Annotated in this window: 12 protein-coding genes; 11 read left to right on the top strand and 1 reads right to left on the bottom strand. The window is 72.4% G+C overall.

Annotated elements, in window-relative coordinates:
- Positions 1-181: 181 nt before the first annotated feature.
- The gene (locus RLT58_RS23955; protein ID WP_311312423.1) at positions 182-3,187 is read left to right on the top strand and encodes a glycoside hydrolase family 84 protein; all 3,006 of its coding nucleotides are present in this window, start codon (positions 182-184) and stop codon (positions 3,185-3,187) included.
- A gap of 49 nt (positions 3,188-3,236) precedes the next feature.
- Here RLT58_RS23955 and RLT58_RS23950 read toward each other — a convergent pair whose 3' ends face one another.
- Positions 3,237-3,773, bottom strand: a complete 537-nt coding sequence (locus tag RLT58_RS23950; protein ID WP_018552807.1) for an HNH endonuclease — start codon at positions 3,771-3,773, stop codon at positions 3,237-3,239.
- 368 nt (positions 3,774-4,141) lie between these two features.
- Between RLT58_RS23950 and RLT58_RS23945 the strand changes: the two genes are divergently transcribed.
- From RLT58_RS23945 to RLT58_RS23900, 10 genes are all read left to right on the top strand, one after another.
- Positions 4,142-5,203 (top strand): mechanosensitive ion channel family protein, encoded by a 1,062-nt coding sequence (locus RLT58_RS23945; RefSeq protein WP_311312422.1) that lies wholly within the window; start codon positions 4,142-4,144, stop codon positions 5,201-5,203.
- Between the two features lie 108 nt (positions 5,204-5,311).
- Positions 5,312-6,535, top strand: a complete 1,224-nt coding sequence (locus tag RLT58_RS23940; protein WP_311312421.1) for an ROK family transcriptional regulator — start codon at positions 5,312-5,314, stop codon at positions 6,533-6,535.
- 117 nt (positions 6,536-6,652) lie between these two features.
- Positions 6,653-7,990 (top strand): ABC transporter substrate-binding protein, encoded by a 1,338-nt coding sequence (locus tag RLT58_RS23935; RefSeq protein ID WP_311312420.1) that lies wholly within the window; start codon positions 6,653-6,655, stop codon positions 7,988-7,990.
- Between the two features lie 7 nt (positions 7,991-7,997).
- Positions 7,998-8,939, top strand: a complete 942-nt coding sequence (locus tag RLT58_RS23930) for a carbohydrate ABC transporter permease (RefSeq protein WP_311312419.1) — start codon at positions 7,998-8,000, stop codon at positions 8,937-8,939.
- Between the two features lies 1 nt (position 8,940).
- Positions 8,941-9,843, top strand: coding sequence for a carbohydrate ABC transporter permease (locus RLT58_RS23925; protein ID WP_311312418.1), 903 nt, complete (start codon positions 8,941-8,943; stop codon positions 9,841-9,843).
- A 3-nt stretch (positions 9,844-9,846) separates the two neighbouring features.
- Entirely contained in the window at positions 9,847-11,112 is a 1,266-nt protein-coding gene (locus RLT58_RS23920) for a 6-phospho-beta-glucosidase (RefSeq protein WP_311312417.1), read from the top strand.
- Positions 11,103-12,071, top strand: coding sequence for an N-acetylglucosamine kinase (locus RLT58_RS23915; protein ID WP_311312416.1), 969 nt, complete (start codon positions 11,103-11,105; stop codon positions 12,069-12,071). Before RLT58_RS23920 ends, RLT58_RS23915 begins: the two co-directional genes overlap by 10 nt.
- Before the next feature lie 235 nt (positions 12,072-12,306).
- Positions 12,307-13,698, top strand: coding sequence for a GlnX family signal transduction membrane protein (locus tag RLT58_RS23910; protein ID WP_399131675.1), 1,392 nt, complete (start codon positions 12,307-12,309; stop codon positions 13,696-13,698).
- Positions 13,699-13,796: 98 nt separating this feature from the next.
- Positions 13,797-14,768, top strand: a complete 972-nt coding sequence (locus tag RLT58_RS23905) for a glutamate ABC transporter substrate-binding protein (RefSeq protein WP_311314626.1) — start codon at positions 13,797-13,799, stop codon at positions 14,766-14,768.
- Positions 14,769-14,843: 75 nt separating this feature from the next.
- Positions 14,844-16,178: a coiled-coil domain-containing protein gene (locus tag RLT58_RS23900; RefSeq protein ID WP_311312415.1), complete on the top strand. Its 1,335-nt coding sequence runs from the start codon at positions 14,844-14,846 to the stop codon at positions 16,176-16,178.
- Positions 16,179-16,214: the final 36 nt, after the last annotated feature.

Here is a 16,214-nt window from a genome sequence, read left to right as displayed (position 1 = left end):
GCAAGACGTCCGCCGTTTTCGGCCATTCGGCGCCGTCTTTCGCGTGGTCCGACGGCGTTCACCTCTCCGTCACCTCACCCGTCACACCGGGCATTTGCACCACAACGACCACGCGCATTGACACCCTCGCGCGCGGGTGGTGGGCTCGGAGCCCACCGGTGGGAGCGAGGGGAGTCCAGGCATGCCGCTCAGGCGCAGGAAGCACGCGACGGCCGTCGCCGTGGCCGTGCTCGGCGGGCTGCTCTCCGCGGGCACCCCGGCCGCCGTCGCCGCCCCGGCGGACCCCGGAACCACCGCTGTGACCAGCCCCGACCGTGCCGACGGCACCGCGCTGCCCCCGGTGTGGCCCCGGCCGCAGAAGATCGAGGCGGCCGGGTCGGCGGTCACCCTCACCGACGAGGTCACGCTCCTCGTGGGCGACGGGGCCGACCCCTATGCCGTCGACGCGCTGCGCACGGTCCTGCGCGACGCGGGCGTCCGGACCGTCCACGAGGCGCTGCCCGGCGCAGGACCCGTCGTCCGGCTCGGCGGCGACGGCGCCCTGGACGCGCTGCGCACCCTGAAGGCGCCGGAGCGCGCGGACCTCCCCTCGGGCGGCTACCGCATCGCGGCCGGCCGGGTCGCGGGCCGGGACACCGTCGCCGTGGACGGTCTCGGCGACGACGGGCTGTTCCACGGGGTGCAGACCCTGCGCCAGCTGATCCGGGGCGGCCGGGTCGCCGGGGTCACCGTCCGCGACTGGCCCTCCACCGCCGTGCGCGGGATGACCGAGGGCTTCTACGGGCAGCCCTGGACGCAGGAGGAGCGGCTGGCCCAGCTCGGCTTCCTGGGGCGCACCAAGCAGAACCGCTATCTGTACGCGGCCGGCGACGACCCGTACCGGCAGGCCCGCTGGCGCGACCCGTACCCCGCCGAGCGGCGGGCCGACTTCCGCGCGCTGGCCCAGCGGGCGCGCGCGGAGCATGTGACGCTCGGCTGGGCCGTGGCGCCGGGGCAGTCCATGTGCCTGTCCTCCGACCGCGATCTCAAGGCGCTCACCAAGAAGATCGACGCGATGTGGGCGCTGGGCGTGCGGGGCTTCCAGGTGCAGTTCCAGGACGTCAGCTACAGCGAGTGGCACTGCTCGGCCGACGCCGACACCTTCGGCAGCGGCCCGAAGGCGGCGGCCAGGGCGCAGGCCCGCGTGGTGAGCGCGGTGGCCCGGCACCTCGCGGAGCGCCATCCGGGCTCGGAGCCGCTGTCGATGATGCCGACGGAGTTCTACCAGGACGGGGCGACCGAGTACCGCACGGCGCTCGCCGAGGAGCTGGACGAGCGGGTGCAGGTCGCCTGGACCGGCGTCGGGGTCGTGCCGAAGACCATCACCGGCGGTGAACTGGCCGGGGCACGCGAGACGTTCCGCCATCCGCTGGTCACCATGGACAACTACCCGGTCAACGACTATGCGCAGGACCGGATCTTCCTCGGCCCGTACACCGGCCGGGACCCGGCGGTGGCGATCGGCTCGGCGGCGCTGCTGGCCAATGCCATGGAGCAGCCGTCCGCGTCCCGGATCCCGCTGTTCACGGCCGCCGACTTCGCCTGGAACCCGCGGGGGTACCAGCCGCAGGAGTCCTGGCAGGCGGCCATCGACGACCTCGCGGGCGGTGACGCCGGCAGCCGGGAGGCGCTGCGCGCCCTGGCGGGCAACAGCGCGGGCTCGGTGCTGGGCGGCACCGAGTCGGCGTATCTGCGGCCGCTGCTCGATGCGTTCTGGAAGACCCGCAAGGCGGCCGACGCCCCGGCGCGCGACGCGGCGGCGCGGCGGCTGCGGGCCGCGTTCACCGTGATGCGCGAGACCCCGCAGCGGCTCGCCGGACCGGCCGACGGGCGGCTCGACAACGAAGTGCGCCCCTGGAGCGAGCAGTTGTCCCGCTACGGCAGGGCGGGCGAGCTGGCCGTGGATCTGCTCCAGGCCCAGGCGCGCGGCGACGGGGCGGCCGCCTGGCAGGCGTCCCTGGCCCTGGAGCCGGTGCGCGCCGCCGTGAAGGCGGGCGGGGCGACGGTCGGCAAGGGCGTGCTCGGCCCGTTCCTGGACCGGGCCCGCAAGGAGGCCGACGCCTGGACCGGCACGGACCGCGCCGGCGGCACGGCGACCGAGGCCCCCGGCAGCTACACGGTGCGGCTGGAGCGGGCCCGCCCGCTGGAGGCCGTCACCGCGACGACCCTGCCCGGCGGCGGGTCGGCGGCCGTGGCCACGGTCCAGGCGCACGTGCCGGGCGAGGGCTGGCAGCTGCTCGGCCCGCTCTCGGAGAGCGGCTGGACCCAGGCACCGGGCCGGGGGCTGCGGGCCGACGCGATCCGGATCAGCTGGCCGGCCGCCACCCCGGCGCTCGCCGGGTCACCTGCCCTGGTCATTCCCTCGCTGGCGGGGGTCGCCCCGTCCGCCGGGCCCGCCCCCCGGGTGCGCTCGCTCGTGCCGTGGTTCGGCGACGAGCCGGCCGCCCGGCTCGACCTGGCCCGCCGGGCGACGGACGCGGTGATCGGCGGCGGTCCCCAGCAGGTGGCGGCGAAGCTGTCCGCCCGCCGCCCGGCCGAGGTGCGCGGCGCGCTCAGGGCGAAGGCGCCCAAGGGCATCGAGGTGCGGGTGCCGAAGCAGACGACGGTGCCGCGCGGAACCGGCACCGAGGTGCCGGTCGAGATCACCGTGCCCGCGGGCACCCCCGCGGGTGAGTACGAGGTGCCGTTCTCCTTCGGCGCCGAGGAGACCACCCTGACCGTCCGGGCCTGTCCGCGCACGGCGGGCCCCGATCTGCTGCGCACGGCCACCGCCTCCTCGTCCGGCGACGAGACCGCGGACTTCCCGGCGTCGGCCGCGTCGGACGGCGACCCCGCGACCCGCTGGTCCTCACCGGCCGAGGACGGTGCCTGGTGGCAGGCGGAGCTGCCCGCCCCGGTCCGGCTCGGCCAGGTGGTGCTGGACTGGCAGGACGCGTACGCCTCCCGCTACCGCATACAGGTCTCCGCCGACGGCCGCACCTGGCGCACGGCCGCCACCGTCCGGGACGGCCGGGGCGGGCACGAGTCGGTGCGGATGGACGCCAAGGACACCCGCTTCATCCGGGTCCAGGGCGACGGACGGGCCACCGAGTACGGCTACTCGCTCTGGTCGGTCCAGGCGTTCGCCGTGGCCGGGCAGGACGACTGACCGGCCGGGCGCGCCCGGCCGGCCCCGGAGACGACGGAGGCCCGGGTCCTCAGGCTGAGATGCCGTCGATCCGGGCCATCGCGTCGTCCGCGCCGAACGGTTGCAAGTACGGCAGCCAGCGCGGGTCGCGGTGCCCCGTGCCGATGATCCGCCAGGCGAGGCCGGTCGGCGGGGCGGGCTGCTGGTGCAGCCGCCAGCCGAGCTCGGGCAGATGGCGGTCGGCCTTGACGTGGTTGCAGCGGCGGCAGGCTGCCACCACGTTGTCCCACGCGTGCTGCCCGCCCCGGCTGCGCGGGATGACGTGGTCGACGCTGGTCGCGGCGGCCCCGCAGTACATGCAGCGCCCGCCGTCCCGGGCGAAGAGCGCCCGGCGGGTCAGCGGCACGGGACCCCGGTAGGGGACGCGGACGAACCGCTTCAGACGGACGACGCTGGGTGCCGGGACGGCACGGGTGGCACTGTGCATGAAGGCGCCGGACTCCTCGAGGCAGATGGCCTTGTTCTCGAGGACGAGGACGAGCGCGCGGCGGAGCGGTACGACGCCGAGCGGCTCGTACGACGCATTGAGAACCAGGACATGCGGCACGGTTGATGCCTCCTTGTACGCCGGCGGCGCGTGGCTCGCGCCGGGACGATCCGATCTCAGTCTCCCCTCAGCCCTGGTCGAAGCGCCACCACGTGCGGGTAACGGGCCGGAAGGATTTTTCTCCCGGCCCGGCCGCCCCGGGTGGCGCGGGCCCGCCGGAACAGGCGCTTCGGGGCCCCGCCGTCCATGGCCGCGTCCGATGTGCGATCGGCCACACACCGCCGTGTCCGGCCGGGATCCCGTCTGTTCCTTTACCTGTTCCATATCCCCGGGTGAGCCGTGTCTCTCCCCTCGATCACGGCAACGGAGCACTGCGGATGCCCCGTTAGTGTGGTTGTTTCAGCGCTCGCCCATCTGGAGGTCCCGCCGTGTCCCTGTCCGCCCTGTTGGCCGCAGCCCCGTCACCCGAGCCGGGCGGCTCGCTGGACGAAGCCGCCAAGCAGGCCGGCAACGCCGCGGGATGGGTGGAGGAGAACTGGTCCACCTGGCTGAACACCGGTCTGCGGATCATGCTCATCGCCGCCATCGCGATCGTGTTGCGCATCGCGGTCCGCCGTGCCCTGACCAAGCTCATAGAACGCATGAACCGCAGCGCCCAGGCGGTGGAGGGCACCGCGCTGGGCGGGCTGCTGGTCAACGCGGAGCGCCGCCGCCAGCGCTCGGAGGCGATCGGCTCCGTACTCCGTTCGGTGGCCTCGTTCCTGATCCTGGGCACCGCCGCCCTGATGATCCTGGGCGCGTTCCAGATCAATCTGGCCCCGCTGCTGGCCTCCGCCGGTGTCGCGGGCGTCGCGCTCGGTTTCGGCGCGCGCAACCTCGTCACCGACTTCCTCTCCGGTGTCTTCATGATCCTGGAGGACCAGTACGGCGTCGGCGACACGATCGACGCGGGCGTCGCCTCCGGCGAGGTCATCGAGGTCGGCCTGCGCGTCACCAAGCTGCGCGGCGACAACGGCGAGATCTGGTACGTCCGCAACGGCGAGGTGAAGCGGATCGGCAACCTCAGCCAGGGCTGGTCCACCGCCGGCGTCGACGTGCAGGTACGGCCCTCCGAGGACCTCGACCAGATCCGTGCGGTGATCACCGAGGCCGCCCAGCAGATGGCCAAGGAGGACCCGTGGACCGAGCGCCTGTGGGGGCCGGTGGAGATCCTGGGCCTGGACACGGTGCTGCTGGAGTCGATGACGGTCCGGGTGACCGCGAAGACCATGCCGGGCAAGGCCCTGGGCGTGGAGCGCGAGCTGCGCTGGCGCATCAAGCAGGCCTTCGACGAGGCGGGCATCCGCATGGTCGCCGGCACGGGACAGCCGGACGAGCCCTCGGCCGCCGACCCGACGGCCGCGATGGCCGCCCCCTCGGCGTACGCCTCGGCCACCTCGCCCCAGTCGCTGGCCGCGACCCCGATCCCGCCGCCGAACATCGCGAAGTAACGCTTTGGTTGCCACCGGGGCGCGCACCATTGACGCCCCGGTGGCAGGCGCCCTACGGTCCTCTCACCGAATAGGAAACTTTCCTAACAGAGGGCAGGTGCAGTGAGCATGGCCGGAACCACACCGGGCACCCCCCGCGTTCTGCGCGCCATGAACGACCGCGCCGCCCTCGACCTGCTCCTGGAGCACGGGCCGCTGTCCCGGACCCGGATCGGGAAGCTCACCGGCCTCTCCAAGCCCACCGCCTCCCAGCTGCTGGCCCGGCTGGAGGCGGCCGGTCTGGTCGTCGCCACCGGGACCGCCGCAGGGCGCCCGGGACCCAACGCCCAGCTGTACACCGTCAACGCCTCGGCCGCCCATGTGGCCGGGCTCGACGTGAACGCCCAGCGGATCGTCGCCGCCGTCGCCGATGTGACGGGCGAGACGGTCGGGCAGTTCGAGCTGCGGACCCCCGGGCGGCGCGCCGACAGCGTGGTGCGCCAGGTGACCGAGGCGCTGGACGGGGCGGTCAAGGACGCCGGGCTGACCCGGTCCGATGTGCACCGGGTCGTCATCGGCACCCCGGGCGCCTTCGACCCGGGCACGGGGAGGCTGCGGTACGCCTCGCACCTGCCCGGCTGGCACTCCCCCACCCTGCTGGACGAGCTGGCCGCCTTCCTGCCGATGCCGGTCGAGTACGAGAACGACGTGAACCTGGTCGCGGTGGCCGAACAACGGCTCGGCGCGGCCCGGGGGCACGACGACTTCGTCCTCCTGTGGAACGAGGAGGGCCTCGGCGCCGCCCTCGTCATCAACGGCCGGCTGCACCGGGGCTTCACCGGCGGCGCCGGCGAGGTCGGCTTCCTGCCGGTGCCGGGCGCTCCGCTGGTCCGCCAGGTCACCAAGGCGAACGCGGGCGGCTTCCAGGAGCTGGCGGGCGCCCAGGTGCTCGCCAGGCTCGCCCGTGAACTCGGCATCGACGACGAGGCGGTGCGCGGCCCGGGCACCCACCACGAGATCGCCGCCGAGCTGGTCGGGCGGGCGGCCGCGGCCGCGGAGAGCGGCGAGGGCGGGCCGTACGGCCGGCTGCTCGATCTGTTCGCCACCGGCCTGGCGACCGGTCTCGCCTCCATGGTCGCCGTCCTGGACCCCGAAGTCGTCGTGCTGTCGGGCGAACTGATCTCGCGCGGCGGGGAACCGCTGCGCGTGCGGGTGGCGGCCGAGCTGGCCGAGCTCGCGGCCTCCCGGCCCCGGCTGATCGCCGGTGCGATCACCCACCGGCCCGTCCTGCGGGGCGCGCTGGAGAGCGCGCTCGCCACCACGCGCGACGAAGTCTTCGACACCTCGCGCTGACCCCTCGCACCTCCCCCGTACGTCCCGCCTCGCCTCCTCCCTACCTCACGTACCTCACCTCCTGCGCACCTCCCCTCTCTCCTTCCCCGTCCCAACCCTTGATCGGGAGACACCACCATGTCCGGAAACCGCCGGAAGCCGGCCGTCGCGCTCGCCGCGACCGCCGCGATAGCCCTGTTCGCATCCGCCTGTACCGGCCAGAGCGGCTCCGGTGCCACGGATGACGCGTCCAAGGACACGACCATCACCTTCTGGCACGGCTGGAGCGCCCCGAACGAGGTCAAGGGGATCCAGGACACGGTCGACGCCTTCCAGAAGGCGCACCCCAACATCCATGTGAAGGTCGTCGGCAACATGACCGACGACAAGATCAACCAGGCGCTGCGGGCGGGCGGTTCGAAGGCGCCGGACGTCGTCTCCTCGTTCACCACCAACAACGTGGGCAAGTTCTGCTCCTCGAAGGCGTTCGTCGACCTCAACCCGTTCCTGAAGAAGGACGGCATCGACCCGGACGCGACCTTCCCGAAGGCGATGAACGAGTACACCCAGTTCGACGGGGTGCGCTGCACGGTGCCGCTGCTGGGTGACGCGTACGGCCTGTACTACAACAAGGACGCGTTCAAGGCCGCCGGGATCGCCGACCCGCCGAAGACCTGGTCCGAGTTGGCCGCCGACGCCAAGAAGCTGACGAAGACCAAGGGCGACTCGTACGAGCAGCTGGGCTTCATGCCGAACTACCACGGCTACGAGTCGACGACCGAGCACTACCTGGGTGGCTGGAACCCGACGTACTTCGACGCGGACGGCAAGTCGAACATCGCCAAGGACCCGGCGTTCGCCGCGATGCTGACCAACCAGAAGAAGCTGGTCGACTCGCTCGGCGGGTACGAGAAGCTGGAGAAGTTCCGGACCGGCTTCGGTGACGAGTGGGGCGCCAAGCACCCGTTCCACACCGGCCAGGTGGCCATGCAGCTGGACGGCGAGTGGCGGCTCGGCATGGCCGAGGACACGAAGCCGAAGTTCGAGATCGGGGTGGCCCCGATGCCCGTCGCGGACGACGAGGCGGACACCTACGGCAAGGGCTATCTGACCGGCACCATCGCGGGCATCGCCGCCACCTCCTCCAAGCAGAACGCCGCCTGGGAGCTGGTGAAGTACATGACGACCGACACGGACGCGGTGGTGAACTTCGCCAACGCGATCCACAACGTGCCCTCGACGCTCGCCGCACTGAAGTCGCCGAAGCTGAAGTACGACCCGCGCTTCAAGACCTTCCTGGACATCGCGGCCGACCCGAAGTCCACCACCGCCCCGCCCTCGGTCAACGGCGGCGCGTACCTGGTCTCGCTCCAGAACCTCGGCTTCGACATCGAGAAGGGCAAGCAGAAGGACGTCAAGGCGGGCCTGGAGAAGACCGCCCAGGAAATCGACGCCGCGATCGCACAGGCGAAGTAGCACCACGATGAGCACGTACACACTCCGTTCGAAGCGCCGCCGGTCGGCGCTTCGGACGGCGGCCTTCATGTCGCCGTGGCTGATCGGGTTCTGCGTCTTCTTCGCCTACCCGCTGATCTCCACGCTCTATTTCTCCTTCACCAGCTACGACGGCTTCACGCCCCCGCAGTTCAGCGGGCTGAAGAACTGGTCGTTCGTCTTCAACGACTACCCGCTCTTCTGGCCCGCCCTGCGCAACACGCTCTGGCTGGTCGTCGTCATGGTCAGCTGCCGGGTGGTGTTCGGACTCGGCGTCGGTCTGCTGATCACCAAGATCAAGACGGGCACCGGGGTCTTCCGGACGCTGTTCTACCTGCCCTATCTGGCCCCGCCGGTCGCCGCGACCCTGGGTTTCGTCTTCCTGCTCAACCCGGGTACCGGACCGGTCAACTCGATCCTCGGCGGGCTGGGGATGGGGACGCCGGGCTGGTTCACGGACGCCACCTGGTCCAAGCCGGCGCTGACCGCCCTCGCGGTGTGGGGGGTGGGCGACCTGATGGTGATCTTCATGGCCGCGCTCCTCGACGTCCCCAAGGAGCAGTACGAGGCGGCGGAGCTGGACGGGGCGACCCCGCTCCAGCGGTTCCGCTTCGTCACCCTGCCGAACATCTCGCCGATCATCATGTTCGCCGTGGTCACCGGCATCATCCAGACGATGCAGTACTACACCCAGCCGCTGGTGGCCGGGAAGGTCGCCTCGGGAGTGATGGGCGGCTCCGGGCAGCAGTTCGAACCGGGCTATCCCGACAAGTCGACACTGACGCTTCCGCAGCTGGTCTACAACCTCGGTTTCCAGCGCTTCGACTACGGCTCCGCCTGTGTGGTCGCGCTCGTTCTCTTCGTCCTCGCCATGGCGTTCACCGCACTGCTGATGCGGCGCCGCAGCGGACTGATCCAGGCAGGTGAGTGACGTGGCGCAGCTTCTCGACACCCCCAAGGCCGCCGGCCCGGCGAGTGACCCCGTCACCCCGGCCGAGCGCGTCGCACGCCGCAAGGCGCTGCTGCACTGGATCGCCGTGCACTCGCTCGGCGTGGCGGCGGCCCTCTTCTTCGTGCTGCCGTTCGTCTTCCTCCTGCTCACCTCGCTGATGAGCGACCAGCAGGCACTGACCCGTGACCTGTGGCCGCACCCCTTCGAGTGGAGCAACTACAAGGAGGTGTTCGAGACCGAGGGCTTTCTGACCTGGTGGAAGAACACCCTGCTGTACGCGGGGCTGGGCACCGTGCTCACGGTGGTGTCCTCGCTGCCCGTGGCGTACGCGCTCGCCAAGTTCCGCTTCCGCGGCCGGCATCTGTCGCTGATGCTCGTCATCTCGATGATGATGCTGCCGCCGCAGGTCGTGGTCATCCCGATGTACCTGTTCTGGGCGAAGCAGCTGGACCTGTCCGGGACGCTCTGGCCGCTGATCATCCCGATGGCGTTCGGCGACGCGTTCTCCATCTTCCTGCTGCGGCAGTTCCTGCTGACCATCCCCGACGAGTACCTCGACGCCGCGAAGGTCGACGGCTGCGGTGAACTGCGCACCCTGCTGCGCGTCGTGGTGCCGATGGCCAAGCCGGGCATCGCCGCCGTGGCCCTCTTCCAGTTCTTCTACGCCTGGAACGACTACTTCGGCCCGCAGATCTACGCCTCGGAGAACCCGGGGGCCTGGACCCTGAGTTATGGACTGGAGTCCTTCAAGGGCGCACACCACACCGACTGGAACCTGACCATGGCTGCGACCGTTCTGGTCATGGCCCCTGTGATCGTCGTCTTCTTCTTCGCACAGAAGGCCTTTGTCGAGGGCGTCACACTGACCGGAGTAAAGGGCTGATTCATGAAGCTCGCAGTAGTGGGTGGCGGGTCCACCTACACACCTGAACTGATCGACGGATTCGCCCGGCTGCGGGACACCCTGCCGGTCGAGGAGCTGGTGCTCGTCGACCCGGCGGCCGACCGGCTCGAACTCGTCGGCGGCCTCGCCCGGCGGATCTTCGCCAAGCAGGGCCACCCGGGCAGGATCGTCACCACCTCGGACATCGACGCCGGCGTCGCCGGCGCCGACGCGGTCCTGCTCCAGCTGCGCGTGGGCGGCCAGGCCGCCCGCAACCAGGACGAGACCTGGCCGCTGGAGTGCGGCTGCGTCGGCCAGGAGACCACCGGGGCCGGCGGTCTCGCCAAGGCCCTGCGCACCGTCCCGGTCGTCCTGGACATCGCGGAGCGGGTCCGGCGCACCAACCCGGACGCCTGGATCATCGACTTCACCAACCCGGTCGGCATCGTCACCCGGGCGCTGCTGCAGGCCGGGCACAAGGCCGTCGGCCTGTGCAACGTGGCCATCGGCTTCCAGCGGAAGTTCGCTCGGCTGCTGGACGTGACCCCGGGCGAGGTGCACCTCGACCACGTCGGGCTGAACCACCTGACCTGGGAGCTGGGGGTCCGCCTCGGCGGCCCCGACGGGGAGAACGTGCTGCCCCGGCTGATCGCCGAGCACGGCGACGCGATCGCGGACGACCTGCACATGCCCCGGGCGATCGTGGACCGCCTCGGCGTGATCCCCTCGTACTACCTGCGCTACTTCTACGCGCACGACGAGGTCGTACGGGAGCTGGGCACCAAGCCCTCGCGGGCGGCCGAGGTCGCCGCGATGGAGAAGGAACTCCTGGCCCAGTACGGCGATCCGGCGCTGGACGAGAAGCCCGCGCTGCTCGCCAAGCGCGGCGGCGCCTTCTACTCGGAGGCGGCCGTGGACCTGGCGGCGGCCCTGCTCGGCGGCGGCGGCTCGGCGCACCAGGTGGTCAACACCTACAACAACGGCACGCTGCCGTTCCTGCCGGACGACGCGGTGATCGAGGTCCAGGCGAAGGTCGGCAAGCAGGGCGCGGCCCCGCTCGCCGTGCCGGAGCTGGACCCGCTGTACGCCGGTCTGATCGCCAACGTGACGGCGTACGAGGACCTGGCGCTGGAGGCCGCCCTGCGCGGTGGCCGCGACCGGGTGTTCAAGGCGCTGCTCGCGCACCCCCTGATCGGCCAGTTCGCGTACGCCGAGGCGCTCACCGACAAGCTGATCGCGCACAACCGGGAGCACCTCGCGTGGGCGTGAACGGTTCGGTCCTCGCGATCGACGCGGGGAACAGCAAGACCGATGTGGCACTCATCGGTGCGGACGGCACGGTGCTGTCCACGGCCCGGGGCGGTGGCTTCCAGCCGCCCGCGGTCGGGATCGGCACGGCCGTGGACGTGCTGGGCGCGGCCGTGGACCAGGTGCTGGCCTCGGCCGGCGCCGACGGCGTCGCCCATGTGTCGGCCTGTCTCGCCAACGCCGACCTGCCCGTCGAGGAGGAACAGCTCACGAAGGCCCTGGCCGCGCGCGGCTGGGGCCGCACGGTGGAGGTGCGCAACGACACCTTCGCGATCCTGCGGGCCGGGGTGGACGAGCCGCGCGGGGTGGCCGTCGTCTGCGGCGCGGGCATCAACTGCGTGGGCATGGTGCCGGACGGGCGCACCGCCCGCTTCCCCGCGATAGGCCGGATCTCCGGTGACTGGGGCGGCGGCTCGGGGCTCTCCGAGGAGGCCATGTGGTGCGCCGCGCGGGCCGAGGACGGCCGGGGCGAGCCGACCGAGCTGGCCCGGACGCTGCCCGCGCACTTCGGGCTCGACTCGATGTACGCGCTGATCGAGGCGCTGCATCTGGGCCGGATCGACTCGGTGCGACGGCACGAGCTGTCGCCGGTGCTCTTCGCGACGGCCGCCGCCGGTGACGCGGTGGCCCTCGGCCTCGTGGACCGGCTGGCGGAGGAGGTCGTGGCACTGTCCTCGGTCGCGCTGACCCGTCTCGGGCTGCTCGACGAGGAGGCGCCGGTGGTGCTGGGCGGCAGTGTGCTGGCCGCGCGCCACCCCCGGCTGGACGGCCGGATCGCCGAACTCCTGGCGGCGCGCGCCCCGAAGGCCGTGGTGCGGGTGGTGCAGGAGTCCCCGGTGCTGGGCGCCGGGCTGCTGGGCCTGGACCGCACCGGGGCGGCGCCCGGGGTGCACGCGAGGCTGCGGGCGCAGTACGCCTGACGGCCGACCGTCAGCGTGTCAGGGGCGTCCCGTAGCCTTCGTGTTGCGGGACGCCTCCTGCGTACGGGAACCGATCAGCTGCCCCGGACGTGTTGTTGAGTGGGGAGACCGGTCCGCGCGGGATCCGGACGTTCCTGATGTGGACGTCGGTCCCTGCGGCCATACTTCTGGCCGGGCACCAGTCCCCCGATCGGCCGGGGGGCGGGCCGCCGTCAGTGACCGAGGGGGAGGTCAAGTGACATACCCGCCGAATGTGCGCCCGGCGCCGCTCCACGCGCCGGAGCAGACGCCTGCGCCGGCGGCCGTGCCCGTGCCGCCGCAGCGCAGCGCCCGGGCCGTGGTGGCCGAGCGGCTGCGTGCCGCGGCGACCACCGAGCCGGGCCGGCTCCAGATCATCGGGGCCGTACTGGCGCTGCTCGTCGTCGCGTTCGGGGCCGTCACGGCGTTCGAGATCAACGACCGCGCGACGGCGGCGAACGACGTGGTGGAACGCAGTCAGCCGCTCAGCGCCGACGCGGCGGACATCTACCGTTCGCTGGCCGACGCGGACGCGGCGGCGGCGAGCGGCTTCCTGGCCGGGCCGCAGGAGCCGCGCGCGGTCCACGACCAGTACGTGAAGGACATCGAGGACGCCTCCCGGCTGCTGGTGACGGCCGCGGCCAACACGGACGCGTCCACCGAGTCCGGACACGAGATCACCACGCTCAACGAGGAACTCCCGCGCTACACCGGGCTGATCGAGCGCGCCCGCGCCAACAACCGCCAAGGGATGCCGCTCGGCGGCGCCTACCTGCGGTACGCGAACCAGAAGATGGCGAACGAACTGCTGCCGGCCGCCGAGCGGCTGTACGCGGCCGAGACCGGCCGGCTCGACCAGGACTACCGCGCCGCGCGCGCCTGGCCGTTCTTCTCGCTCGGCCTCGGGATCGTCGCGCTGGCCGTGCTGTTCTGGGCGCAGCGGCGCAATTACCGCAGGACGAACCGGGTGTTCAACCACGGCCTGCTCGCGGCGACGGCCGCGGCGACCGTGGTGCTGCTGTGGCTGGCGGTGGGGCACTCGGTGGCCCGGTCCGACCTGGCCGATGCCAACACGCGCGGCCAGCAGTCCCTGGACGTGCTGAACCGGGCGCGCATCGACTCCCTGAAGGCGCGCGCCAACGAGAACCTCACGGTCGTCGCCCGTGGTGCGGTGCTCACCGCCGACGGGAAGAACGACAAGTACGAGACCGACTACAGCACGGGCATGAAGGCGCTCGGCGAAGAGCTGAGCAGGGCCGAGAAGCTGGCCGACGACTCCATGGGGAGCGAGCCGGTGGCGACCGCCATGAAGGGTGTCGCCGAGTGGCAGAGCCGCCACCGGACCGCCCGCAAGACCGATGACGACGGCGACTACGACGGCGCGCTGAAGCAGATCATCGGGTCCAAGGACTCCACGGGCGAGTCCTTCAACCGGGTGGACGACGCGCTGCGCCAGGCGCTCGCCCATGAACAGGAAGAATTCACCCGGGCCGCCAAGGACGGGCGCGGGGCGCTGGGCGGACTGCCGATAGGCGCCGCCGCCCTCGCCGTCCTGGGTGCCGTGGCCGCGATCGTCGGGGTCAACCGCAGGCTCTCGGAGTTCCGGTGACAGGGGGAGCGATGACAAGGGAGAACCCGCTGACGGGCACCGGGACGGGCGCGGGACGCGTGCTGCGCCGGCTGCGCGGCTGGGGCGGGGTGAGCGCCATGGCGGTGGCCTGCGCGGTGACGGCCTCGCTGACCCTGCTGCCGCTCTCCCACGGCGGCGGCGACACCTTCGGCCCGGACGTCTCGGGCCCGGGGGCGGCGCACGCCGTCCAGACGCGGGCCGGGGACTGCAAGGACCCCGAGGCGAGCCTGCGCCCCTCCGACGCGGACGGACCCGCCATCGAGCGGATCAAGAAGCGCGGCAAGCTGATCGCCGGTGTCGACCAGAACAGCTTCCAGTGGGGCTTCCGCGACCCCGAGTCCGGCGACCTCGAGGGCTTCGACATCGACCTGGTGCGGGCGATCGCCAAGAACATCCTGGGCGACCCCGGCAAGGTGATCTTCCGGGCCATCCCCACCAACCAGCGCATCGCCGCCCTGGAGAACGACAAGGTCGACGTCGTCGTCCGGACGATGACGATCAACTGCGCCCGGCTGGAGCAGGTCTCCTTCTCCACGGCCTACTTCCAGGCGGGCCAGCAGGTCCTCGCGCCCAAGGACTCCTCCATCACCGGGTTCGACTCCTCGCTGTCCGGCAAGCGGGTCTGCACCGCCGAGGGCTCCACGGCGTACGAGGCGCTGGAGAAGAAGTCGTTCGGCTCGGTGTTCAAGGACAAGCACGACGGCACCGACGCCGACGAGGACCTGCTCACGGTCCCCAACCAGCTGGACTGCCTGGTACGGCTCCAGATGGGCGAGGTCGACGCGGTCGTCACGGACAACGCCCTGGCGGCCGGCCAGGCCGCCCAGGACCCGGCCGTGGAGCTGAAGGGCGACAAGCCCTCCACCACGGAGTACTACGGCGTGGCCGCCAAGCTGGGCGCCGACGACCTGGTGGCGCGGGTCAACCAGGTGCTGGTCGGCTACCGCGCAGGCGGGGCGAACAGCCCGTGGATGCAGTCGTACGAGAAGTGGCTGGAGGACGGCCTGCCCGGGATCACGGCGCCGCCGGCGCCCAAGTACCGGGACTAGGACGGGCCCCGGGCCGGGTTGGCAGTACTGATCCTGCCGGGCCCCCGCCCGGCAGGGAGAGCGGAGAGGTGATCGATGGGCGTCGCGGGCCCCTTCCCCAGCTACGCGGCCCGGCCCCCCGGTCCGGTCATGGACCGGGACGAGGCCGACCGTGCGCTGGCCCGGCTCGGTGCGGAGCACGAGGCGATCGAGACCTCGCTCCTCGCCCTGCAGGACCACGCCGGCCGCCGGCTCCTGGAGGGCGCGGACCTCACCGGCGTCACCCGGGAGCGCTGGATCACCACCGAGCAGTCGATCACGCTGCTGTGGAGCTACTTCGACGCGTACGCGGGGGTGCTGACCCAGGCGCGCGAGGTGCGGGCCAGGCGCCGCCACCCCAACCGTGAGGACCTGGCCACCCTGACCGAACTGCTGCGCGGCCAGGGGGTCACGGTGGCGCACGCCGCGGCGGGCCCCGATCCGTCGATCACCGGCCCGGCCCGGCTCTCCGAGCGGTTCACGCTGGAGGAGCTGGTCGCCCGGATGAACGAGCTGTACGCCCGCTCGCTGGACATGGTGGTGGCCTCGGACTCCGTCTGGTCGGCCATGCCCGCCCGGATAGACCTGCTCGCCGCCGAGCTGCGCCGGACGGCCTCGCTGGCGCACTCGGTGGGCGTCCGGCCCGGGGAGCACCCGGCGGGTGACGACCTGGAGTCGATCACCCGGGAGCTGGCCACGCTCCGGGTGCAGGTGATCTCCGACCCGCTGGCGTTCTGGCTGCCGGGGCCGGGCAGTTCGGCGCCGGGCGGCGGCCGTCCCGACACCACGCGCTACGACCGTGCGGCCCGTGCGCTGGACGAGGTGCGGCGCGAGGTCGAGGCGGTGCTCGCTGTCCGCCAGGACGCCGAGCAGCGGCTGGTCCAGCTGCGCGACATCCTCTCCCGCGCGGACCGCACCCTGGCCGAGGCGCGGGCGGCGCGCGGCGAGGTGCTGGCGAAGATCGCCGCGTCCGAGGTGCCCGCGGTCAACGGCCCGCCGACCGCGCTCCAGGAGCGTCTGGCGGCGGCTTCGGAGTACCGCAGGCACGCCCAGTGGCACCGGCTCTCGCCGCTCCTGGAGACCCTGGAGCGGCAGGCCGAGGAGGAACTGCTGCGGGCCCGCGAGCAGTTGACTGCGGTCACCGCGCCGCTGGCCGTCCGCGCCGAGCTGCGCGGCCGGCTCGACGCATACAAGGCGAAGGTGGCCCGGCACGGGCTGGCGGAGGACCCGGTCCTCATCGAGCGGTACGACGCGGCGCGCCGGATGCTGTGGAGCGCCCCGTGCGATCTGCGGGTCGCGGCCATGGCCGTGCAGCGCTACCAGGACGCGGCGCTGGACCTGCTGGGCGGGCGCGGGGCGCCGGGCCCGCAGGACCGGCGGGGGCACCCGTGAGAGGCCCGGTGCCCTGGGGCACGGAGTGGGCGAAGC

The sequence above is a fragment of the Streptomyces sp. ITFR-16 genome (genome assembly GCF_031844705.1).
Lineage (GTDB): Bacteria > Actinomycetota > Actinomycetes > Streptomycetales > Streptomycetaceae > Streptomyces.
This window is presented reverse-complemented; position numbering and strand designations above follow the sequence as displayed.

Excerpts from the sequence above, each read along its gene's own strand:
- RLT58_RS23955 (WP_311312423.1), top strand. The coding sequence starts at position 182 with ATGCCGCTCAGGCGCAGGAAGCACGCGACGGCCGTCGCCGTGGCCGTG.
- RLT58_RS23940 (WP_311312421.1), top strand. The coding sequence starts at position 5,312 with ATGGCCGGAACCACACCGGGCACCCCCCGCGTTCTGCGCGCCATGAAC.
- RLT58_RS23935 (WP_311312420.1), top strand. The coding sequence starts at position 6,653 with ATGTCCGGAAACCGCCGGAAGCCGGCCGTCGCGCTCGCCGCGACCGCC.
- RLT58_RS23930 (WP_311312419.1), top strand. The coding sequence starts at position 7,998 with ATGAGCACGTACACACTCCGTTCGAAGCGCCGCCGGTCGGCGCTTCGG.
- RLT58_RS23920 (WP_311312417.1), top strand. The coding sequence starts at position 9,847 with ATGAAGCTCGCAGTAGTGGGTGGCGGGTCCACCTACACACCTGAACTG.
- RLT58_RS23905 (WP_311314626.1), top strand. The coding sequence starts at position 13,797 with ATGGCGGTGGCCTGCGCGGTGACGGCCTCGCTGACCCTGCTGCCGCTC.
- RLT58_RS23900 (WP_311312415.1), top strand. The coding sequence starts at position 14,844 with ATGGGCGTCGCGGGCCCCTTCCCCAGCTACGCGGCCCGGCCCCCCGGT.